The following is a 19,626-nucleotide window of genomic DNA, read 5'->3' as shown; positions in this document are numbered from 1 at the left end:
TCTGAAAACAAAAACACCGCTCAGTGAGCGGTGTTTTTTTTACTCTGCCGCTGCCCCCCGGTCCGGCTGGAAACCTCGTTAATGCTCACCGGGCAGGAGGATTCACCCTGGTGGTGCGGGTGCGTACGCTAGCTTTTGACGCCTGACACCTTCTCTGACAGACTACTATTTAAGCGTTGGAATGACAGCTAAAGTTGGGAGGAACAATGACCATGAGTTATGACAGCGATTTTTATGGCTGGACTCAGGAGCAGGCTGATTTGCTGCGTTCGGGTAAGCTGCATCAGCTGGACACAAGGAACCTGCTTGAGGAAATTGAGAGCATGGGAAACAGTGAACGACGTGAACTGGAATCACGCCTCGAAGTATTACTTCAGCATTTATTGAAATGGCAGTTTCAACCCAGCCATCAGGGAAGAAGCTGGCAGCTGACGATTGCGGAACAACGCCGAAAAATCCTGCGCCGACTGGCGCGTAATCCCAGTTTGAAAAATGAGTTTTCCGTGCTGATGGCCGATGCTTATGGTGATGCGATCCTTTCTGCGGCGCGTGAAACGGGCATTGATGAGAAACATTTCCCGTTGCTCTGCCCCTGGAGTGACGAACAGATTGTTGACCCTGAGTTCTATCCCGCCAGCAAATAAGAGTACAGGCTGTGCCTTAGCCCCGTCAGGATGACTACTGACACACGAGGCGCTGAAAGCAAAAAAAATCCGGGAACGCGAACGCCCCCGGATTGTTCTGACCTCTTACCGACAGCCGCCGAACGTGGTGACTTTCGGCTTTCATCGATAGGGTATCGATCTTACTTCTTAGCAGCGCGCTCGAAAGAAGAGACGATTTCAGCTTTAGCGGCTTCAACGCCTTCCCAGCCGTCAACCTTAACCCATTTGCCTTTTTCCAGCGCTTTGTACTGCTCGAAGAAGTGGGTGATCTGGCCGCGCAGCAGCTCTGGCAGGTCGTTCACATCCTGGATGTGCTCGTACTCTTTGCTCAGCTTGCTGTGTGGTACCGCAACAACCTTGGCATCTTCGCCAGATTCATCGGTCATCTTCAGTACGCCAACCGGACGGCAGCGGATCACTGAACCAGGCTGCAGCGGGTACGGGGTAGGTACCAGCACGTCAACCGGGTCGCCATCCAGAGACAGGGTGTTGTTGATGTAACCGTAGTTGCACGGATAGAACATTGCTGTCGCCATAAAGCGGTCAACGAACAGAGCGCCAGACTCTTTGTCTACTTCGTATTTGATCGGAGAAGCGTTAGCCGGGATCTCGATAACAACGTAGATGTCATCTGGCAGGTCTTTACCCGCTGGTACATGGTTCAGGCTCATTCTGAGTTCCTTAAATCATATTAGGTTGAGTGCCGGCTATTATAGCCAGGTCAAATTTAAAGTCCTGCGCTTTTTCAGCGTTTAAGACTACGTCGGAGCGATAGCAGATTCTTCCGAGCAGGCCGGCGGCAGCACAATTTGCGGGAATAGCTAATCTGGCGATGGGGGCGAGAGTATCCGTGCTGAACGTCACCCGGCATAGCGGCTGAACAGAAAGAACAGGGCGGTCGTCTGACCGCCCTGATTAACCGTTAGTTATCCGGGAATTCACGCAGGAAACGTTCGGTATCATCCACCATATGGTCGTTGCCGACGAAGAACGGTGAACGCTGGTGCAGCGTTTCGGGGATCAGGTCCAGAATACGGTTTTGACCGTCGCTGGCCTTGCCGCCCGCCTGCTCGGCCAGGAACGCCATCGGGTTGCACTCATACAGCAGGCGCAGTTTACCTTTCGGGTGGCTGGCCGTGCTTGGGTAGAGGTAGATGCCGCCCTTCAGCAGGTTGCGGTGGAAGTCCGCCACCAGAGAGCCGATGTAGCGTGAGGTGTATGGACGATGAGTTTCCAGGTCCTCTTCCTGACAGAACTTGAGGTACTTCTTCACGCCCTGTGGGAACCGAATGTAGTTACCTTCGTTAATGGAGTAGGTGTAACCCTTCTCCGGGAAGGTCATCTTCTCGGCGCTGAGGCAGAACACGCCCAGTGACGGATCGTAGGTAAAGGCGTGAACGCCATAGCCGGTGGTGTACACCAGCATGGTGGACGAACCGTAAACCACATAGCCTGCTGCGACCTGCTGGCTACCCGGCTGCAGGAAGTCTTCTTCGGTTACCGGCGTACCCGGAGGGGTGATACGGCGATAAATGGAGAAGATCGTTCCAACGGAAACGTTTACATCGATATTTGAAGAACCGTCGAGAGGATCCATCAGGACCACGTACTTACCGTTTTCCACACCCTCAAAGATAACGATTTCGTCTTCTTCTTCTGATGCGATACCGGCAACGATACCCCTGGCCTTCAGCGCGGCTTTCAGTTTTTCGTTCGCGTACAGGTCGAGCTTCATTTGTTGCTCGCCCTGCACATTTTCAGCGCCGCTTGCGCCAAGAATATCAACCAGGCCTGCTTTGTTGATATCGCGGTGGATGATTTTTGCGCCCAGTTTGATCGCGGAGATCAATGAGGTCAGTTCACCCGTTGCGTGCGGAAAGTCGTGTTGCTTCTCGACGATAAATTCGCCTAACGTTTTCATAACACAATCCCTGAATCTGCGGTTGAGTAGCAGCCTGTTTTACAAACTGCAACGTATGCGTACGCAGTTTAGCCGATTGAACGGTAAAGAACATAGGGTAAATCCGTTTCTTCCGCACGATGAGGGCGCTACACTGTGCGACGAACTTTTAAGGAAAAGACCTTTTATGCGTATTCACATCCTCGGTATCTGTGGCACCTTCATGGGCGGCCTGGCGATGCTGGCACGTTCGCTGGGGCATGACGTCACCGGCTCAGATGCTAACGTTTATCCGCCAATGAGCACGCTGCTCGAAAAGCAGGGCATTGATTTAATTCAGGGTTATGATGCATCCCAGCTCGATCCGGCACCGGATCTGGTGATCATCGGCAACGCAATGAGCCGGGGCAATCCCTGTGTCGAAGCCGTGCTGGAGCGTAATATCCCGTACCTTTCCGGGCCACAGTGGCTGCATGATTTTGTGCTGCGTGACCGCTGGGTCATTGCGGTAGCAGGAACACACGGAAAAACCACTACCGCAGGCATGGCAGCGTGGATTTTACAGGCCTGCGGCTATGAACCGGGCTTTGTTATCGGCGGCGTGCCGGGCAATTTCGAGGTTTCCGCAAATTTAGGAAAAAGCCCATTTTTTGTTATTGAAGCGGACGAGTACGACTGTGCGTTTTTTGACAAGCGTTCCAAATTTGTTCACTACTGCCCGCGCACGCTGATCCTCAATAACCTTGAGTTCGACCACGCGGATATCTTTGACGATCTGCGCGCTATCCAGAAGCAGTTCCATCATCTGGTGCGCATTGTGCCGGGGCAGGGGAAAATCATCCTGCCGGAGCACGATGCGAACCTGAAGCAGGTGATGGCAATGGGCTGCTGGAGCGAGCAGGAAATCGTCGGTGACAACGGACACTGGCAGGTGAAAAAGCTCACCCCGGATGCCTCCCGCTGGGAAGTGTACCTGGACTGTGAACGCGTGGCGGAAGTGAACTGGTCGCTGGTGGGCGAACACAACATGCATAACGGCATGATGGCGATTGCCGCCGCGCGCCACGTCGGCGTGAAGCCGGAAGATGCCGGTCGTGCGCTCAATGACTTCATCAATGCCCGCCGCCGCCTTGAACTGCGCGGTGAAAGCAACGGCATTAAGGTCTATGACGACTTTGCCCATCACCCTACCGCGATCCTCGCCACGCTGGCGGCGCTGCGCAGTAAAGTCGGCGGCACCGCGCGTATTCTCGCCGTGCTGGAACCGCGATCCAACACCATGAAAATGGGGATCAGCAAGGACGATCTGGCTCCGGCGCTCGGCCGCGCCGACGAAGTGTTCCTTTTCCAGCCGCACCACATTCCGTGGCAGGTGGTGGAAGTGGCGGAGGCCTGCGTGCAGCCCGCTCAGTGGAGTGCGGACGTTGATACGCTGGTCGAGATGATCGCCAAAAAAGCCCAGCCGGGGGACTACATCCTGGTAATGAGCAACGGCGGTTTCGGCGGTATTCATCAGAAGCTGCTGGATCGTCTGGCGAAAGCGGAGAAGTAACGAACGTGTTCACGGTTTCAGCCGCATTGCCAAAGTAATGCGGTTGTTTCTGAAAACGCTTACCCGAACCGGATTCACGACCATGACATCGCCAGCGCTGAGTTGAATAGCGAGGCACAGCCAGAGTGGGATTGGATATCGCGGCGGAGTGGATAGCGGAGCGCGGTTACGCGGGCCATATCAGGACAGGGCGCACGAGTTGCAGCCCTGTCCATGCCGGTTACGCTTCGGCCAGCTCGCGCAAATACTGGAAGATTTGACGATAGGCTTTAGGCGGTTTGTTCTCCGCTTTCTCTTTCTGCGCGTTGCGAATCATCGCGCGCAGCTGCTGACGGTCGGCATCGGGATACAGATTCAGCACGTCCGGTACGGCATCATCACCCTGCTCAACCAGACGATCGCGCAGCACTTCCAGCTTGTGGAACAGCGCAACCTGCTGGTTATGGCGGTTTTTCAGCTTATCCAGCGCGATGCGGATTGGTTCTTCATCCCGGGAGCGCAGCATCTTACCGATCAGCTGCAACTGACGGCGACGGCCCTCTTTTTTGATCTTCTGCGCCAGCTCGATCGCGGCACGCAGATCCTCATCCAGCGGGATGCGGTCCAGGGAGTTTTTCCCCAGTTCTACCAGCTCGGCACCCAGGCGTTTCAGCTCTTCGGCGTCGCGTTTAATTTCACTTTTACTGACCCAGATAATCTCTTCGTCTTCTTCTTCTTCGTTATCGGGTACGTCATCGAGCCAGTCTTCGGGCTGCTTGGTCATGGTTAGGCTCCAAAAAAAGAGGCTAATGCTATCAGGAAATTTCGGCTACTGCGAAATTGTTCTCTGAGTCTGTTAGACTCAAATTAACCCTTATCACCCATGCGCGGTTTTGCAGGTGGTTTAATGCTCAGGATATGAACGAGTTAGGCCACAGGGAAACCGCACTGTTAATTATACGGCAGGTCGATGAAATTACTCTCCCAAGTTGCAGAACAGCGAAAAATCCTGGAACAGGCGGTCGCGACGGCACTCGAACTGGCAAAAGCCGGTTCTGATGGGGCAGAAGTCGCGGTAAGCAAAACTACCGGCATCAGCGTGAGCACGCGCTACGGCGAAGTGGAAAATGTCGAATTTAACAGCGACGGCGCGCTGGGCATTACCGTATATCATCAGAACTGCAAAGGCAGCGCCTCATCGACTGACCTCAGCCCCGAAGCGATTAAGCGTACCGTCCAGGCGGCGATCGATATCGCCCGCTACACCTCGCCGGATCCTTACGCGGGCGTAGCCGATCGCGATCTTCTGGCGTTTGATGCCCCGGACCTGGATCTGTTCCATCCCGCCGAGATCGATGCGGATCGTGCTATCGAGCTGGCAGCACGCGCGGAGCAGGCCTCTCTGAGCGCCGACAAACGCATTACCAATACCGAAGGCGGCAGCTTCAACAGCCACGTGGGTATCAAGGTGTTTGGCAACAGCCACGGCATGCTGCAGGGCTACTGCTCCAGCCGCCATTCCCTCTCCAGCTGTGTGATTGCCGAAGAAAACGGTGATATGGAGCGGGATTACGCCTACACCATCGGGCGGGCAATGGCCGATCTGAGCTCACCCGAGGCGGTGGGGGAAGAGTGCGCCCGCCGCACGCTGTCGCGCCTTTCTCCGCGCAAGCTCTCCACCATGAAAGCCCCGGTGCTGTTCGCTGCGGAAGTGGCAACCGGCCTGTTCGGTCACCTGGTGGGGGCGATCAGCGGCGGCAGCGTCTATCGCAAATCGACCTTCCTGCTGGACTCTCTCGGCCAGCAGATCCTGCCGGACTGGCTAACCATTCAGGAACAGCCGCACCTGCTGAAGGGGCTGGCCTCAACGCCGTTCGACAGCGAGGGTATCCGCACGCAGTCCCGTGACATCATCAAAGACGGCGTGCTGCAAACCTGGCTGCTGACCAGCTACTCCGCCCGCAAGCTGGGGCTGCAAAGCACCGGCCATGCCGGCGGCATTCACAACTGGCGCATCGCCGGTCAGGGCCACAGCTTTGAACAGATGCTGAAGCAGCTGGGCACCGGCCTGGTGGTGACCGAGCTGATGGGGCAGGGCGTAAGCGGCATTACCGGTGACTACTCGCGCGGTGCGTCGGGCTTCTGGGTTGAAAACGGCGTGATTCAGTATCCGGTTAGTGAAATTACGATTGCCGGCAATCTGAAGGATATGTGGCGCAATATGGTTAGCGTCGGTAGCGATATTGAAACCCGCAGCAATATCCAGTGCGGATCCGTTTTGTTACCAGAAATGAATATTGCAGGACAATAGTTTAACAATTTACGCATAATATAGAAGGCGACTGCAAAGTCGCCTTTTTATTACCGCACGATACCCGTTTATAAAAAATAGGATCTGATATGCGTAAATTATTGATTGCAATGTTGAGCTCTGCCCTGTTGTTCGCTGCATCCCCGCTGCTGGCGCAGGATCTGGAAGGCGATATGGACGTTCTGAAAGGCGCGTTAAGAACGGTTCAGAAAACCGATGACAAGGCCGAGATGGTTCGTGCCTTAACCGATATGCGCACCGCCGCCAGCGATGCGAAAACCCACACGCCCGACAAGCTTGAGGGCCAGCCTGCCGACAGCGCGCAGGTTAAAGACTATCATGCCCAGCTGGATAAGCTGATAGGTCAGATAGACGACAGCCTCAAGCTGGCGAATGCCGGTGATTTAGCCGGAGCAAAGGAAGAGGCGAAGAAATTTGCCGCGACCCGCGATGAAGGCCATAAGAAATTCCGCTAATAATGACCGGGCCCCGCAGTGGGCCCGTTTTCCGCCATAAGATTTTCTTCTTTTATCATTAAAGTCCCCTCACGGTAGTGCCGCTTTTATTCCTGCGATGCATGGATTACGCAGCCCGTTCCCGATTCTGCGTCCTGATATTTAAACTTAAATCAAAAATGCACAATTTAACGTTTTTGCGAGCGGGATCGCTCTTGTTGGCTTTATTTCCGTTTCGAAGCGGAAAAAGTCGTTCTCCACAGCCGAGCCTTCCGGCGGTACTTTATTCGCATCAGCAAAAAGGTTTCTGGTATCAGCCGAAACGTAACACAGGGGGATCGATGTGAGTAATGGAACGTTGTCGGCCACAGAACGCAGCGACGAGATTCAGGTTCTGGCAGAAACGGTGATGGCGCAGATTGCCGGACTGTTTGCGGAACGGGCCATCGTGCCCAATGCGGTTCAGCAGCAGATGCTGAACTCGCACGTTAAGGCGATGGCGCTGCGCTCGCTGACCGGCGAACCGCTGCCGGAGGTGGAGGCCGAACTGTTTGAAGATATTTCGCCAGAGTCGATGACGCTGGCACAGCAGGTGGTGGATCTGTTTGGCAACCTGCCAAAAGAGGAAGCCTGGCTCCTCTCCGTCCATTTTGAAGTGGCGAAAGAAAACGCATAGTGTGCCGGGTTTGCCTGCCATTCTGGGATAGGGAAACAGACTGCGCTACCGACGGCACGCGTAATAACTCATTGAATTTAAGGAACACAGCATGTCTCAAATTATTGTAGTGATCGGCGATCGTTTAGGTAAAGGCCAGAAGGTTGCGGCAGGGGTCGAGAAGGCCGGTGGTAAAGCCATTGTGGTTCCGGGCGTGGCGGCAGATATGAAGCTGGGCGACGTGATGAAAGCGGAAAATGCCACCTTCGGTATTTCGTTCTGCGGCAGCGGCGGTGCTGGTGCGATTACCGCGCAGACCAAATATGGCTATAAAGCGAAATACGGCATGCGTTCCGTGGATGAGGGCGTCACCGCCATCAATGAAGGCGCAAACGTGCTGGGCTTCGGCTTTATGGATAAAGAAGAGCTGGGCGAGCGTCTGGTTCTGGCCTGGCAGAAGAAGCACGGCTGATGAAAGAGCAATTCACCACGACGGTGAACGTCAGCGGCAAAGGCGACAGCAAGGGCAAAGCCTTTGCTGATGCCCTCAGCCGGGTACAAAACACGGTACTGAAATCCACCAGCAAAATCCTGCTGCGCATCGAACCGATTGATGTTCAGGTGCTGCGGGCCACGCAGAGCGCTAAAACCGAGAAGTTTCTGTTCTTCTTTCTGGCACGCGAGCGGCGGCTGTACAGCGTGGATCTGGCGATTACCGTCAATGTTTCGGTGATTGATACCGAGCAGGTGGATTTCTCCTCGAAAAGCTAAAAACGTTGAGCAATAAAACTAAAGGAAAAGCTGATGTTTTTAATCATTTTATTTAAATCGCTGATTATCGGCGGGCTGGTTGGGGTCGGCGTTGGTGCCGGTGCCGCCCGCATGTTTCACGCCCCGACATCTCAGGGAATGGGCGCATTTCGTACGCTTGGCGAACTGAACTCCTGTGAGGGCGACCCGGCCTCTCACTTCTCGTTCGGGCTGGGCTTCTTCTTTAACGCCTGGGCGTCATCGGTTGCCGCCGGTTCCTTCACCCAGGACGTTGACCACCGCATTATCCCGAACTGGGGTGCGGCCGCGCTGATGGTAAAGAACCGCAACGTGGCGGAAACGCTGCATAACCCGAAAAAGATGGCGATTGCCTGCGGCATCATCGGCATGATCGTCGTCGCCTTCCTCAACTCCACCGCGTCGGCCGTTCCCGCCGCGCTGCAGGTTACTGCGGTGAAGGTGCTGGTTCCGGCAGCTAACCTGCTGGTGAATACCGTGATGCCGGTGATTTTCTGGCTGGCGGCGATCGATGCCGGTAAAAAATCAGGCTTCTGGGCAACCATTTTCGGCGGCCTCGCGCAGCTGATTATGGGCAACGCCGTTCCGGGCCTGGTGCTGGGTATCCTGATTGGTAAAGGGGTGGAAGAGGCGGGCTGGAACCGCGTCACCAAAGTGATGATGGTCGCCATTGTGCTGCTGTTCGTGCTGAGTGGGTTCTTCCGTGGTTTCGATATGAAGATGCTGGAATCCTTCCAGCTTGGCGTACCGGGCTGGCTGGAAATGATCCACAACTCCCTGAGCGGCAAATAAGAGGACGATGGTAATGGAAGAGTCAAAACGCGGTTTCTGGTACGACGACTGGTCATTCCCGATCTTTGTCGGCCTGCTTTCTGCCGGGGTGTTTGCCGGTACACACATGTATTACGTCTATGGACTCGGTGCCTTTAACGAAGTGGCCTTTGTATCGATGCTGCGCTCGGGAATGGAAACCGGCGTCTATGGTGCGGTTGCGGCCTTCGGTGCCAGCTTCCTGTTTGCCCGCATCATTGAAGGCTCGCTGGTCGGCATCCTTGATATCGGCGGCGCGATCCAGACCGGTATTGGCCTGGGCGTTCCTGCGCTTCTGCTGGGCGCGGGATTCGTTTTCCCGGTGGCTAACTTTGCCGCTTCGCTGGCTACCGGTCTGGTGCTCGGCCTGGCGGTGGGCTACATCATTATTCTGGCACGTAAATTCACCATTAATAACAGCGACTCCACCTACGGCGCGGATGTGATGATGGGCGCGGGTAATACCTCAGGCCGTTTCCTCGGTCCGTTGATTATCCTCTCGGCCATGACCGCATCGATTCCGATTGGTCTGGGTTCGCTGGTGGGTTCACTGCTGTTTTACCTTTGGGGTAAACCGATTACCGGCGGGGCCATTCTCGGTGCGATGGTACTGGGTGCCATCTTCCCGATCGCCCTGTAATCACTCAACGTGGCGGCCTGTGTCGCCACGATCCGGAGGTTCACCATGTATGACCTGATTATCCGCAATGCCCGCCTCTGCGATGGTTCGCTGAGCAATGTGGCGGTGCAGGCGGGGAAAATTGCCGCCGTGGGCGACGTCCACGGCCCGGCAGCGCGGGAGTGGGATCTGGCCGGGCGCTTCTGGCTGAGCGCAGGCTGGATTGATTCACACGTTCACTGCTACCCAAAATCACCGATTTATCACGATGAGGCCGACCGCATCGGCGTTGACACCGGCGTGACCACGGTGATCGATGCGGGCAGCACCGGTGCCGACGACGTTGACGATTTCTGGCAGCTGACGCGCGACTGTACCACCCGCGTTTACGCGCTGCTGAACATCGCCCGCAGCGGCATTCTGACCCAGAACGAACTGGCCGATATGGCCAGAATCGATGGTCCGGCGCTGAAAGCCGCACTGCAGCGCCGCCCGGACTTTATTGTCGGCCTCAAGGCGCGCATCAGCAGCAGCGTGGTTGAGCAAAACGGCATCAGGCCGCTGGAGCGGGCAAAAGCGTTACAGAAGGAGAACGGTGATTTACCGCTGATGGTGCACATCGGCAATAACCCACCGAATCTGGATGAAATTGCCGATCTGCTGACCTCCGGCGACATCATTACCCACTGCTATAACGGCAAACCCAACCGCATCCTGACGCCGGAAGGCCAGCTGCGGGCGTCGGTCAGCCGGGCGATCCAGCGCGGCGTGCGGCTGGATGTCGGGCACGGCACCGCCAGCTTCAGCTTTGAAGTGGCGCGGGTGGCGATTGCCCAGGGCATTCTGCCGCAGACCATCAGTTCCGATATTTACTGCCGTAACCGTATTAACGGCCCGGTACGCAGTCTGGCGCACGTCATGTCGAAGTTCCTGCACGTGGGCATGACGCTGCCGCAGGTGATCGACTGCGTAACCGCTCACGCCGCAGAAGGACTAAAGCTGCACGACAAAGGCCGACTTGAAGCGGGCTGTGAGGCCGATTTGACTATTTTTGACCTGCAGCAGCAGCCGTGTGTGTTCACCGACTCTGACGGCCAGACGCTGGCAGGTAATACGCAGCTGGTACCGCTTGCCGCCATGGTGGGCGGGCAGGGATTCCTCACCGATGAAGGGAAAAAACGTAATGACTTCAGTTTATGAGAAATATGGCCTGAAACAGGTGATTAACGCCTCGGGCCGCATGACCATTCTGGGTGTTTCCACCCCGGCGGCAGACGTCGTGGAGACGGTGAAATACGGCCTGAACCACTACTTTGAAATGAAAGACCTGGTCAATAAAACCGGCGCGTACATTGCCGGGCTGCTGAAGTGCGAAGCGGCGGTGGTAGTGTCCTGCGCGTCCGCCGGGATTGCGCAGTCCGTGGCTGGCGTGATCGTTCAGGACAACGACTGGCTGCTGGAAAATCTGCACGCCGCGCCGCTGACCGTGCCGCACGATATCGTCCTGCCGAAAGGCCACAACGTTAACTTCGGCGCACCGGTCGGAACCATGGTTGCGCTGGGCGGCGGTCGTCTGGTTGAAGCGGGCTATGCCAATGAGTGCTCACCGGAGCAGCTGTCGGCGGCGGTGACGCCGAACACCGCAGCGATCCTGTACATCAAATCGCACCACAGCGTGCAGAAAAGCCACCTCAGCGTGGAGCAGGCGGTGGCGGTCGCGCGCCAGCACGGCGTACCGCTGATCGTGGATGCCGCCGCGGAAGAGGATCTGCTGGCCTACACCGCGCTGGGCGCGGATCTGGTGATCTACAGCGGGGCTAAAGCCATTGAAGGCCCAACCAGCGGGCTGGTCATCGGTAAAAAGCAGCAGGTTGAATGGGTTAAGCGCCAGTCGCAGGGCATTGGCCGGGCGATGAAGGTGGGTAAAGAGGGCATTCTTGGTCTGACCCAGGCGATTGAAAACTATCTGGTGCAGGAAAAAGCCAGCGGTGCGCAGATGGTCGAGAAAATGACGCCGTTTATCACCAACCTGAACGGCCTGGATGGCATTCAGGCGCGCGTGGTGTGGGATGCCGCCGGGCGCGATATCGCCCGTGCTGAGATCCACTTCGACGAGTCGCGCATCGGCATGAGCACCGGCGAGATGGTGCAGGCGCTGAAGACCGGCGAGCAGGCGATCTACTTCCGCGGCTATAAGGCCAACGAAGGCATTGTTGAGGTGGATGTGCGCAGCGTATCCGCCGAACAGCTACACACGATCTTCACCTCTATTCAGGATTTATTAGCCAGGGAGTAATACCTATGTCACTGACACCAAAATTTTACCGCGATCGGGTCTGCCTCAACGTGCTGGCCGGCTCTAAGCAGAACGCGCGTGATATCTGGGAAGCCGCTGAAGGCCACGTGCTGGTTGGCGTACTGTCAAAAAACTACGACAGCGTGGACAGTGCGGTGAAAGATATGCGCGAGTACGCGGCGCTGATCGACAACGCGCTGTCCGTCGGACTGGGCGCCGGCGATCCGAATCAGTCGGCGATGGTCAGCGCGATCTCCGCACAGGTGCAGCCGCAGCACGTGAACCAGGTCTTTACCGGCGTGGGCACCAGCCGCGCGCTGCTGGGCCAGACCGAAACGGTGGTCAACGGCCTGGCGTCGCCAACCGGGCGCCCCGGCATGGTGAAAATCTCCACCGGCCCGCTGAGCTGCAAGGCGGAAGACGGCATTGTGCCGGTCGCCACGGCGATCGCCATGCTGAAAGATATGGGCGGCAGCTCGGTCAAATTCTTCCCGATGGATAAAATGGTCGATATGAACGAGTTCCGTGCGCTGGCCAAAGCCTGTGCCGAGAACGACTTCTGGCTGGAGCCGACCGGCGGTATCGATCTGAACAACTACGAGACGATCCTGCGTATCGCGCTGGATGCAGGGGTGACGAAAATTATCCCGCACATCTACAGCTCGATCATTGATAAAGCAAGCGGTCTTACCCGTCCGGCGGATGTGGCCACGCTGATGGCGATCACCCGCAAAGTGATGGCGTAAGCCGGATCCCCCGCCGCCAGACGATCGCTGTTGATCTTACGGCGGCGGGGGAAATCTATTCTTTCCGAAACAAAATCTCGCACTTTTTGGATAAACTGCGATATCTGTCAAATGAATATTTGCAGAGGCTGCTACGCTATTTTTTCGGCGCGAATAAAGGTAGGCTGAGTATAAAAAAACCGATAAAACGCTTCATTCTGATGATAATGGAACCCCGTGAGATTTCCCAACCAACGACTGGCACAGCTGTTTGACCTTCTGCAAAATGAAATCCTGCCGCAGGATGAACTGGCGCGCCGACTGGCCGTTTCAACCCGCACCGTGCGCACTGATGTGACCGCACTGAATGAACTGCTGGCCGACCACGGTGCCAGTTTTGTCCTCAGCCGCGGCGAGGGCTATCAGCTGAAGATTGATGATGCCGGGCGCTACGACCGTCTGCTGCAGCAGTCAACCTCCAGCCTGCGCGTCCCGCGGACCTCAACGGAACGGGTTCATTACCTGTTAATCCGTTTTCTGACCTCGGCTTTTTCCCTCAAGCTGGAAGACCTGGCGGACGAATGGTTTGTCAGCCGCACCACGCTGCAGGGGGATATGGCAGAGGTGAGAGAGTGGCTTAGCCGCTACGGCCTGGAGATTGAAACCCGGCCGCGTTACGGCATGAAGCTGTTTGGCAGCGAAGCGGCGATGCGTACCTGCCTGACCGATCTGCTCTACCAGCTGGCGCAGGAGGATGCCGACAGCCCGCTGCTGAAGCTGGAGGCGCTGAACCGGGGCATGCTGGCCACCCTGCAGCCGATGCTGCTGGAGTGCCTGTCCCGCTTCAATATCCGTCTGGCCGACGATGCCGAACTCTATCTGCGCCTCTACTGCGCGGTGGCGGTGCGCCGCATCGCGGAAGGCTATCCGCTTTCTGACTTTACTGCCGAAGATGTTGCCGACGACGTGCGCGATGCCGCCCGGCACATTATCAACCTGATGCGGCCGATCACCGGGAAAAGCATTTCCCCGGCGGAAGAGGCCTGGCTTCAGGTGCATATTGCCGCCCGGCGCATTGAGGAAGCCGCTCCCAGCGCCATCAGCCCGGACGATGGTGAATCGCTGGTGGATTACATCCTTAACTACATCAACAGCCACTACGGATTTAACCTGCAAAACGATCCGCAGCTGCGCGCCGATCTGCTGACGCACATTAAAACCATGATTACCCGGGTGCGCTACCAGATCACTATCCCGAATCCGCTGCTGGCGAACATCAAACAGCATTACCCGATGGCATATGACGTAACGCTGGCGGCCGTCTCCAGCTGGGGCAAATATACGCCCTATGCCATCAGCGAAAACGAAGTCGGATTCCTGGTGCTGCATATCGGCGTTGGGCTGGAGCGCCACTATAACGTCGGCTATCAGCGCTACCCGCTGGTGCTGCTGGTCTGCGATACCGGCAACTCGACGGTGCGGATGATCCAGGCGATGCTGATGCGTAAATACCCGCAGATTGAGGTGCGCCGCATCATTTCCCTGCGTGAATATGAGCAGCTGGCGGGCGTGGAAGAGGACTTCGTGATCTCCACCGTGCGGCTGAGCGATAAAGATAAACCGGTGGTGGTGATGTCCCCGTTCCCCACCGATTTCCAGCTGGAACAGCTGGGCAAGCAGGTGCTGCTGGATCGCACCCGCCCCTATATGCTGGAGAAGTTTTTTGACGCCGGCCACTTCTGCATTATCGAGGGTGAAATCGATCGCACCGCACTGTTCCGCCAGCTGTGCGATCGGCTGGAACAGGAAGGGATCGTCGACGAGGCATTCTATCCCTCGGTTGAGGAGCGTGAAGCGATTGTCACCACCATGCTGGGTGAGGGCATTGCGCTGCCGCATTCACTCGGCCTGCTGGCCAGGAAAACCTGCGTCTACACGGTGCTGGCTCCGCAGGGGATTAAATGGGGGGATGAAACCGCCTATGTCATTTTCCTGCTGGCCATCAGCAAAAGCGAATACGAAGAGGCGATGGCGATCTACGATCTGTTCGTCACCTTTATGCGCGAGCGGGCGATGACCCGGCTGCGGGACAGCAAGGATTTTGACAGTTTTAAAGCGGTGGCGATGGACTGTTTGAGCCGGCTGTAGAAAAGCGGGAAGGGCAAAACGTTGTGGCCTGATAGTCGGTGAAAGTGTTGCCTTTCCGGGGGGATGAACGAGCCTGGTGGGTTCCAGAGTCGCGCTGTGAAAACTGCAGGCGGGTTCCTTCCCGCCTTTAATCACGCTTTAAAACGAACGCTATTTCAGAATGGTAAACGCGGTAGTGACGTGCTTAACGCCGCTCACCCGGCTGGCGATATCCGCCGCCGCCTTGGCTTCTTCGTTCGTCACCAGACCCAGCAGGAACACCTCGCCGTTCTCGGTGGTCACCTTCACGTTAGACGATTTCACCTGGTCGCTGCCCAGCAGCTGAGAGCGCACTTTGGTGGTGATCCAGGTGTCGGAAGAGGCGGTGCCAAAGCTGACTTTACTGGCCGTGCGGATCTCGTTATAGACCTCGGTTGCGCCGTCAACGCCCACGGCGATCTGTTTGGCGCGCGTGGCAAGCTCTGCGTTCGGTGACTGGCCGGTCAGCAGCACTTTGCCCTGGTAAGCCGTGGCCACGATATGGGTGCTCTGTTTGATCTGTTCATCTTTCGACAGTGCATTGCTGACGCGCAGTTCCAGCGTGCCATCATCCACCTGGGTGCCAACGGTACGCGGGTCCGTGGCGCTTTTGGTCGCGACGGCGGCGCTGCCCACTACCGCGGCGACGCAACCCTGTAACATTAATGCGGTGAGTACCACTGCCGCTGCAGATAATGCCTTCATTTAAGCTCCTTTAAACATCCTGGTGGGGAAATAAAGTGTTATCTATCAAATCGCACAGGCAATTCACGGTCAGCATATGCATCTCCTGAATCCTGGCGCTGCGATGCGAGGGAATACGGATCTCCACATCCTGCGGGCCCAGTAAACCGGCGAGCTCTCCGCCATCGTAACCGGTAAGCGCGATGATGGTCATATCACGCGTTACCGCGGCTTCTACTGCTTTTACAATATCGCGGCTGTTGCCGCGGGTTGAAATGGCCAGCAGGATATCCCCTGCATGGCCCAGCGCGCGAACCTGCTTGGCGTAAATTTCGTCGTGCAGACGATCGTTACCAATTGCCGTCAGCAGCACATTATCGGCGCTGAGGGCAATCGCAGGCAGGCTCGGGCGTTCGGTCTCAAAACGGTTGATCATACTGGCAGCAAAATGCTGGGCATTGGCACTGGAGGTTCCGTTACCACAGCTCAGGATTTTGTTACCATTCAACAGCGACTGCACGATGGTCATGGCAGCGCGTGAAATCGCATCGGGAAGCGCTTCCGCCGCGGCGATTTGCGTTTGAATACTCTCGGTAAAACAGACTTTAATTCTTTCCAGCACGTCATTCACCTGGTTAGTTTTCGCGGTCTTCGACCTGTCGTTAAGGGCCGTTATTCAGCGTTAAACGCATTGGGCAACCATTCCACCTGTTCTCCGGTAATGGCTACCACATCAAAACGGCAGTCGACGGTGTCAAAGCTTTGACCACGGCTATGCAGCCAAAGTGCTGCCGCTCGCAATAGTTTTTGTCGTTTACTGTGGGTGACGCTGGCCACCGCCCCACCAAAACGGTCAGAGCGGCGATAGCGCACCTCAACAAAAACCCATACCTGCCGGTCACGCATAATCAGATCGAGTTCCCCCGATCGGTAGCGGACATTTGCGGCGACAAAGCGCAGACCGGCTGTTTCCAGCAGGCGGCGAGCCTGACGTTCACGCTGCGCCCCCTGCTGCTGTCGACTCAGGATGCCGGAACGATTTGCCCCTGACGATACTGGCTCCATGCTAACTTCCTGTTAATCACGCAGTCCTGTGTTGCGCTCAAATTGCCGGTATTGCCTTTTAGCTGGAAGCCCGGCAGCTGGCGCATTTCACTGAAGTGGTTGGCCAGCGACCAGGCATCAATGCCCATCGCATAGAGGCGAACCAGTGAGTAGTCGTTGTTAAACTTCTTCGCCGCCTGCTGCATCAGCGCATTGTTCGTGCCGGAGAGCAGGGGAACATCGCTAAACTGCAGGCCGTCCAGTTCCAGGCGGTAGTCCGGGCCGGCACCGGCCTGGTTGCTGCGCGAGCTGGCGTACAGGCTGACGTTATCACGGCTGCTGACCCGCATGGCGATCATCGGCTTAATCAGCGTCAGCTCGCTCTGCGTGGCAATGATATACACCGAATCCACGCTGCCGCCGGCACTCGCGGCGTCGGCCGCTGGCGCGTCGCTCACCGGAGCCGGGATGTTCAGACCGGCGATGGTTACGCCCTGAGGCTGAGCCGGCTGTACGTTAACCGGCGTGCCGCTCAGGCGAATACCCGCGCCGCTATTGATCCCCTGCTTGAGTTCGGCGGTGGAACCAAACTGCTGCTGCAGGACGGTACCGCCACCCAGCTGCTGCCATTCGGCGGCAAAGGCTTTATTCACCCGATCGCCCAGGGAACTGCGCGGTACCAGCAGCAGCGGCGAGCGCTTGCCCTGATCCCACATATGATGCGCGGCATCGCGCGCTTCGTCTTCAGGAGAAAGCGCAAAGTAACAGATATTCGGACGGTTCTGGATCGTTTCCGGCTCGTTGAGCGCCAGGACGTTAAGCGCGGTTGGGCTGGCGACGACCTGCTCAACCTGATTTTTCAGCAGCGGGCCAACGACCAGCGTTGCGCCGTCATTCTGCGCCTGGGTCAACAGCTGATCGACCGGCTGGGTGCTGGTGTCATAGACCTGAACCTGGGTGCTGCCCGACGGGGCCGCCGTTTCCACGCCGCTGGACGCAACCGGCTGCGGCTGCGCTGCATCCGGCTGGGCCGTACCGTCCGTCGGTGCGGCTGACGGGCTGACGACCGCATTGGCATCGGTAGCCGCTGCGTCCGCCGTTGTTGCGGCCTCCGGAGCCTGAACCGGTGCAGCAGGCGCAGAGGACTGCATCAGCGTACCGTTCTTCGCGTCGTTAAAGCCCTGCTGAATGGCACTGGCAAAGACCTGGGCCTGGCCGCTCAGCGGCAGCAGCAGCGCGATTTTACCGGTCGAACCTTGCTGGAAGTTTTTGACCTGGCTCAGCGCCGTCGGCAGGGTTTTTGCCGCCGGGTTATACGGATAGCGGTTCTGCCAGTCGCTGATACCGGCCTTGAGCATATCCGGATCGTTGCTGTTCGCCTTGTACACGCCCAGCAGATCCAGCCATCCCTGCAGAACGTTCTCGTTTGCATTGATGGTCACGTTATTGAGCTGGTCCTGGGTCATCTGGCTCAGCGCCTGCCACGTCGCATCGATATTCGCCTGCTTTTCAGCCGGGTTGGCGAGCAGCGGCTCCTGGGCGATATAGGCACGCAGCACGTCCAGCGTTGGACGGCCCTGGCCGATAGCGATCTGCAGCTGATAGTAGCGGGCCTGCTGATCTTTCGAGAGCGACGCAACATCGACCTGCTTCAGCCGCTCTGCCGCTGCGGGAAAATTCTGCTCAATGATGTGCAGCTGGGCCTGAAGCAGCAGCTGTTCCTGGCTCTGGGTAGCATCAAGCTGCTGCGGCAGCTGGGACAGCTGCTGGTTAGCCTGCGGCAGCTTGCCTTCATTCAACAGTGCTCTGATTGCGAGTAATTGCCAGCCAACCTTGTTATCATCTGAGCTTTGCTGCATCTGCTGCAGGTAATAATCAGAGGTGCCGGTGGCAGCGCCCTGGACATTCGCCGGTGGCGTTTGTGGTGCCTGGCCGGTACATCCGGCAAAAATCAGGGCGGCCAGCAGAAGCGGCAGGCTGCGCCCGGCTTTGCTACGAACTACTTTCGAAGGAAGCATACTGTATCCAGTGATGTTTTTTTCAAGATGCTCAATATTAAATCGGCTATTCGGATCAAACAATGAAACAACACGATCGGGCAGATATTTCTGCCAGCACGCTCTATATCGTTCCAACACCGATTGGTAACCTGGGCGATATCACCCAGCGGGCACTGACGGTGCTTGCGAGCGTCGATCTGATCGCTGCGGAAGATACACGTCATACCGGGCTGTTGCTACAACATTTCGCCATCAATGCGCGGCTCTTCGCATTGCACGACCACAACGAACAGCAGAAAGCGGAATCGCTGCTGGCAAAGCTCCGTGAGGGACAAAGCATAGCCTTAGTTTCCGATGCCGGCACGCCGCTGATCAACGATCCGGGCTATCACCTGGTGCGTTTGTGCCGTGAGGCCGGGATCCGCGTGGTGCCACTGCCGGGTGCCTGTGCCGCCGTCACAGCATTAAGCGCCGCGGGATTGCCGTCCGATCGATTCTGTTACGAAGGTTTTCTGCCGGCCAAAAGCAAAGGGCGCTGCGACACCCTGCGCGAGCTGGAGCAGGAGCCGCGCACGCTGATTTTTTACGAATCCACCCACCGCTTAATCGACAGCCTGCAGGATATGGTGTCGGTGCTGGGGCCGGACCGCTATGTGGTGCTGGCCCGTGAGATCACCAAGACCTGGGAGTCGATTAACGGCGCACCGGTTGGCGAACTGCTGGCGTGGGTGCTGGAAGATGAGAACCGCCGCAAGGGCGAGATGGTGCTGATCGTGGAAGGCTATCACGCCCAGGAGGATGCACTGCCGCCGGAAGCGCTGCGCACGCTGGCGCTGCTGCAGGCCGAGCTGCCGCTGAAAAAAGCCGCGGCGCTGACAGCAGAAATCCACGGGGTGAAAAAAAATGCCCTGTATAAGTACGCCCTTGAGCAGCAGGGTGAGTGACAAGTCATAGAAAACGCTATACACTGCGCGCC

At 57.1% G+C, this 19,626-nt stretch carries 21 protein-coding genes; 14 read left to right on the top strand and 7 right to left on the bottom strand.

The features are described from left to right. Positions 1 to 206: 206 nt before the first annotated feature. On the top strand, positions 207 to 644 hold the full coding sequence (locus PGH32_RS15500; RefSeq protein WP_337894489.1) for a DUF29 domain-containing protein: 438 nt from the start codon (positions 207 to 209) through the stop codon (positions 642 to 644). Between the two features lie 161 nt (positions 645 to 805). Here PGH32_RS15500 and ppa read toward each other — a convergent pair whose 3' ends face one another. Beyond that, positions 806 to 1,336, bottom strand: coding sequence for an inorganic diphosphatase (gene ppa / locus PGH32_RS15495; protein ID WP_105592067.1), 531 nt, complete (start codon positions 1,334 to 1,336; stop codon positions 806 to 808). Positions 1,337 to 1,587: 251 nt separating this feature from the next. Further along, entirely contained in the window at positions 1,588 to 2,586 is a 999-nt protein-coding gene (gene fbp, locus PGH32_RS15490; RefSeq protein WP_314417700.1) for a class 1 fructose-bisphosphatase, read from the bottom strand. Between the two features lie 166 nt (positions 2,587 to 2,752). On the opposite strand from fbp, the gene mpl reads away from it, so the two are divergent. Further along, positions 2,753 to 4,117: a UDP-N-acetylmuramate:L-alanyl-gamma-D-glutamyl-meso-diaminopimelate ligase gene (gene mpl / locus PGH32_RS15485; protein WP_337894488.1), complete on the top strand. Its 1,365-nt coding sequence runs from the start codon at positions 2,753 to 2,755 to the stop codon at positions 4,115 to 4,117. A gap of 220 nt (positions 4,118 to 4,337) precedes the next feature. On the opposite strand, the gene yjgA is transcribed toward mpl, so the two are convergent. Continuing rightward, on the bottom strand, positions 4,338 to 4,880 hold the full coding sequence (yjgA, locus tag PGH32_RS15480; protein ID WP_314417705.1) for a ribosome biogenesis factor YjgA: 543 nt from the start codon (positions 4,878 to 4,880) through the stop codon (positions 4,338 to 4,340). A 186-nt stretch (positions 4,881 to 5,066) separates the two neighbouring features. Between yjgA and pmbA the strand changes: the two genes are divergently transcribed. The 11 genes from pmbA (at position 5,067) to PGH32_RS15425 (ending at position 14,904) form a co-directional block, all read left to right on the top strand. Beyond that, positions 5,067 to 6,407, top strand: a complete 1,341-nt coding sequence (gene pmbA, locus PGH32_RS15475) for a metalloprotease PmbA (protein ID WP_314417707.1) — start codon at positions 5,067 to 5,069, stop codon at positions 6,405 to 6,407. A gap of 89 nt (positions 6,408 to 6,496) precedes the next feature. Then, on the top strand, positions 6,497 to 6,883 hold the full coding sequence (cybC, locus tag PGH32_RS15470) for a cytochrome b562 (protein ID WP_314417709.1): 387 nt from the start codon (positions 6,497 to 6,499) through the stop codon (positions 6,881 to 6,883). 322 nt (positions 6,884 to 7,205) lie between these two features. Then, the gene (locus PGH32_RS15465; RefSeq protein ID WP_337894487.1) at positions 7,206 to 7,538 is read left to right on the top strand and encodes a glycine dehydrogenase; all 333 of its coding nucleotides are present in this window, start codon (positions 7,206 to 7,208) and stop codon (positions 7,536 to 7,538) included. Between the two features lie 91 nt (positions 7,539 to 7,629). After that, the gene (locus PGH32_RS15460) at positions 7,630 to 7,989 is read left to right on the top strand and encodes an SFCGS family glycine-rich protein (RefSeq protein ID WP_200543400.1); all 360 of its coding nucleotides are present in this window, start codon (positions 7,630 to 7,632) and stop codon (positions 7,987 to 7,989) included. Then, positions 7,989 to 8,288, top strand: coding sequence for a DUF4312 family protein (locus tag PGH32_RS15455; protein ID WP_314417713.1), 300 nt, complete (start codon positions 7,989 to 7,991; stop codon positions 8,286 to 8,288). Before PGH32_RS15460 ends, PGH32_RS15455 begins: the two co-directional genes overlap by 1 nt. Before the next feature lie 33 nt (positions 8,289 to 8,321). Next, positions 8,322 to 9,098 carry a DUF4311 domain-containing protein gene (locus PGH32_RS15450; RefSeq protein ID WP_105592056.1) on the top strand — a complete coding sequence of 259 codons (777 nt, stop codon included), beginning with the start codon at positions 8,322 to 8,324 and terminating at the stop codon, positions 9,096 to 9,098. A gap of 13 nt (positions 9,099 to 9,111) precedes the next feature. After that, positions 9,112 to 9,756 (top strand): DUF4310 family protein, encoded by a 645-nt coding sequence (locus PGH32_RS15445; protein WP_314417716.1) that lies wholly within the window; start codon positions 9,112 to 9,114, stop codon positions 9,754 to 9,756. A gap of 45 nt (positions 9,757 to 9,801) precedes the next feature. Then, positions 9,802 to 10,935, top strand: coding sequence for an amidohydrolase/deacetylase family metallohydrolase (locus PGH32_RS15440; RefSeq protein ID WP_337894486.1), 1,134 nt, complete (start codon positions 9,802 to 9,804; stop codon positions 10,933 to 10,935). After that, on the top strand, positions 10,919 to 12,031 hold the full coding sequence (locus PGH32_RS15435; protein ID WP_337894485.1) for a DgaE family pyridoxal phosphate-dependent ammonia lyase: 1,113 nt from the start codon (positions 10,919 to 10,921) through the stop codon (positions 12,029 to 12,031). Before PGH32_RS15440 ends, PGH32_RS15435 begins: the two co-directional genes overlap by 17 nt. Before the next feature lie 5 nt (positions 12,032 to 12,036). Next, on the top strand, positions 12,037 to 12,777 hold the full coding sequence (dagF, locus tag PGH32_RS15430) for a 2-dehydro-3-deoxy-phosphogluconate aldolase (protein WP_337894484.1): 741 nt from the start codon (positions 12,037 to 12,039) through the stop codon (positions 12,775 to 12,777). A 216-nt stretch (positions 12,778 to 12,993) separates the two neighbouring features. Further along, positions 12,994 to 14,904: a BglG family transcription antiterminator gene (locus PGH32_RS15425; RefSeq protein WP_314417723.1), complete on the top strand. Its 1,911-nt coding sequence runs from the start codon at positions 12,994 to 12,996 to the stop codon at positions 14,902 to 14,904. Positions 14,905 to 15,054: 150 nt separating this feature from the next. Here PGH32_RS15425 and dolP read toward each other — a convergent pair whose 3' ends face one another. Genes dolP through PGH32_RS15405 form a run of 4 tightly spaced genes read right to left on the bottom strand, consistent with a single transcriptional unit; the run spans position 15,055 to position 18,668 of the window. Continuing rightward, complete coding sequence (dolP, locus tag PGH32_RS15420) at positions 15,055 to 15,627, bottom strand: division/outer membrane stress-associated lipid-binding lipoprotein (RefSeq protein WP_314417725.1); 573 nt, start codon at positions 15,625 to 15,627, stop codon at positions 15,055 to 15,057. Between the two features lie 10 nt (positions 15,628 to 15,637). Beyond that, positions 15,638 to 16,228, bottom strand: a complete 591-nt coding sequence (diaA, locus tag PGH32_RS15415; RefSeq protein ID WP_105592050.1) for a DnaA initiator-associating protein DiaA — start codon at positions 16,226 to 16,228, stop codon at positions 15,638 to 15,640. A 50-nt stretch (positions 16,229 to 16,278) separates the two neighbouring features. Then, positions 16,279 to 16,671 carry a YraN family protein gene (locus PGH32_RS15410; RefSeq protein ID WP_337894483.1) on the bottom strand — a complete coding sequence of 131 codons (393 nt, stop codon included), beginning with the start codon at positions 16,669 to 16,671 and terminating at the stop codon, positions 16,279 to 16,281. Further along, a complete protein-coding gene (locus tag PGH32_RS15405) occupies positions 16,629 to 18,668 on the bottom strand; it encodes a penicillin-binding protein activator (protein WP_337894482.1) in 2,040 nt (679 codons plus the stop codon). Before PGH32_RS15405 ends, PGH32_RS15410 begins: the two co-directional genes overlap by 43 nt. Positions 18,669 to 18,730: 62 nt before the next feature. Between PGH32_RS15405 and rsmI the strand changes: the two genes are divergently transcribed. Next, positions 18,731 to 19,594 (top strand): 16S rRNA (cytidine(1402)-2'-O)-methyltransferase, encoded by an 864-nt coding sequence (rsmI, locus tag PGH32_RS15400; protein ID WP_337894481.1) that lies wholly within the window; start codon positions 18,731 to 18,733, stop codon positions 19,592 to 19,594. Positions 19,595 to 19,626 lie beyond the last annotated feature (32 nt).

Source organism: Erwinia sp. SLM-02 (assembly GCF_037450285.1).
In the GTDB taxonomy this organism is placed as follows: domain Bacteria; phylum Pseudomonadota; class Gammaproteobacteria; order Enterobacterales; family Enterobacteriaceae; genus Erwinia.
Note: the sequence above shows the minus strand (reverse complement) of the source record. Positions and strands in the feature narration are given on the sequence as shown.

Excerpts from the sequence above, each read along its gene's own strand:
- PGH32_RS15500 (WP_337894489.1), top strand. The coding sequence starts at position 207 with ATGACCATGAGTTATGACAGCGATTTTTATGGCTGGACTCAGGAGCAG.
- ppa (WP_105592067.1), bottom strand. The coding sequence starts at position 1,336 with ATGAGCCTGAACCATGTACCAGCGGGTAAAGACCTGCCAGATGACATC.
- fbp (WP_314417700.1), bottom strand. The coding sequence starts at position 2,586 with ATGAAAACGTTAGGCGAATTTATCGTCGAGAAGCAACACGACTTTCCG.
- mpl (WP_337894488.1), top strand. The coding sequence starts at position 2,753 with ATGCGTATTCACATCCTCGGTATCTGTGGCACCTTCATGGGCGGCCTG.
- yjgA (WP_314417705.1), bottom strand. The coding sequence starts at position 4,880 with ATGACCAAGCAGCCCGAAGACTGGCTCGATGACGTACCCGATAACGAA.
- pmbA (WP_314417707.1), top strand. The coding sequence starts at position 5,067 with ATGAAATTACTCTCCCAAGTTGCAGAACAGCGAAAAATCCTGGAACAG.
- cybC (WP_314417709.1), top strand. The coding sequence starts at position 6,497 with ATGCGTAAATTATTGATTGCAATGTTGAGCTCTGCCCTGTTGTTCGCT.
- PGH32_RS15460 (WP_200543400.1), top strand. The coding sequence starts at position 7,630 with ATGTCTCAAATTATTGTAGTGATCGGCGATCGTTTAGGTAAAGGCCAG.
- PGH32_RS15455 (WP_314417713.1), top strand. The coding sequence starts at position 7,989 with ATGAAAGAGCAATTCACCACGACGGTGAACGTCAGCGGCAAAGGCGAC.
- PGH32_RS15450 (WP_105592056.1), top strand. The coding sequence starts at position 8,322 with ATGTTTTTAATCATTTTATTTAAATCGCTGATTATCGGCGGGCTGGTT.
- PGH32_RS15445 (WP_314417716.1), top strand. The coding sequence starts at position 9,112 with ATGGAAGAGTCAAAACGCGGTTTCTGGTACGACGACTGGTCATTCCCG.
- PGH32_RS15440 (WP_337894486.1), top strand. The coding sequence starts at position 9,802 with ATGTATGACCTGATTATCCGCAATGCCCGCCTCTGCGATGGTTCGCTG.
- PGH32_RS15435 (WP_337894485.1), top strand. The coding sequence starts at position 10,919 with ATGACTTCAGTTTATGAGAAATATGGCCTGAAACAGGTGATTAACGCC.
- dagF (WP_337894484.1), top strand. The coding sequence starts at position 12,037 with ATGTCACTGACACCAAAATTTTACCGCGATCGGGTCTGCCTCAACGTG.
- dolP (WP_314417725.1), bottom strand. The coding sequence starts at position 15,627 with ATGAAGGCATTATCTGCAGCGGCAGTGGTACTCACCGCATTAATGTTA.
- PGH32_RS15410 (WP_337894483.1), bottom strand. The coding sequence starts at position 16,671 with ATGGAGCCAGTATCGTCAGGGGCAAATCGTTCCGGCATCCTGAGTCGA.
- PGH32_RS15405 (WP_337894482.1), bottom strand. The coding sequence starts at position 18,668 with ATGCTTCCTTCGAAAGTAGTTCGTAGCAAAGCCGGGCGCAGCCTGCCG.
- rsmI (WP_337894481.1), top strand. The coding sequence starts at position 18,731 with ATGAAACAACACGATCGGGCAGATATTTCTGCCAGCACGCTCTATATC.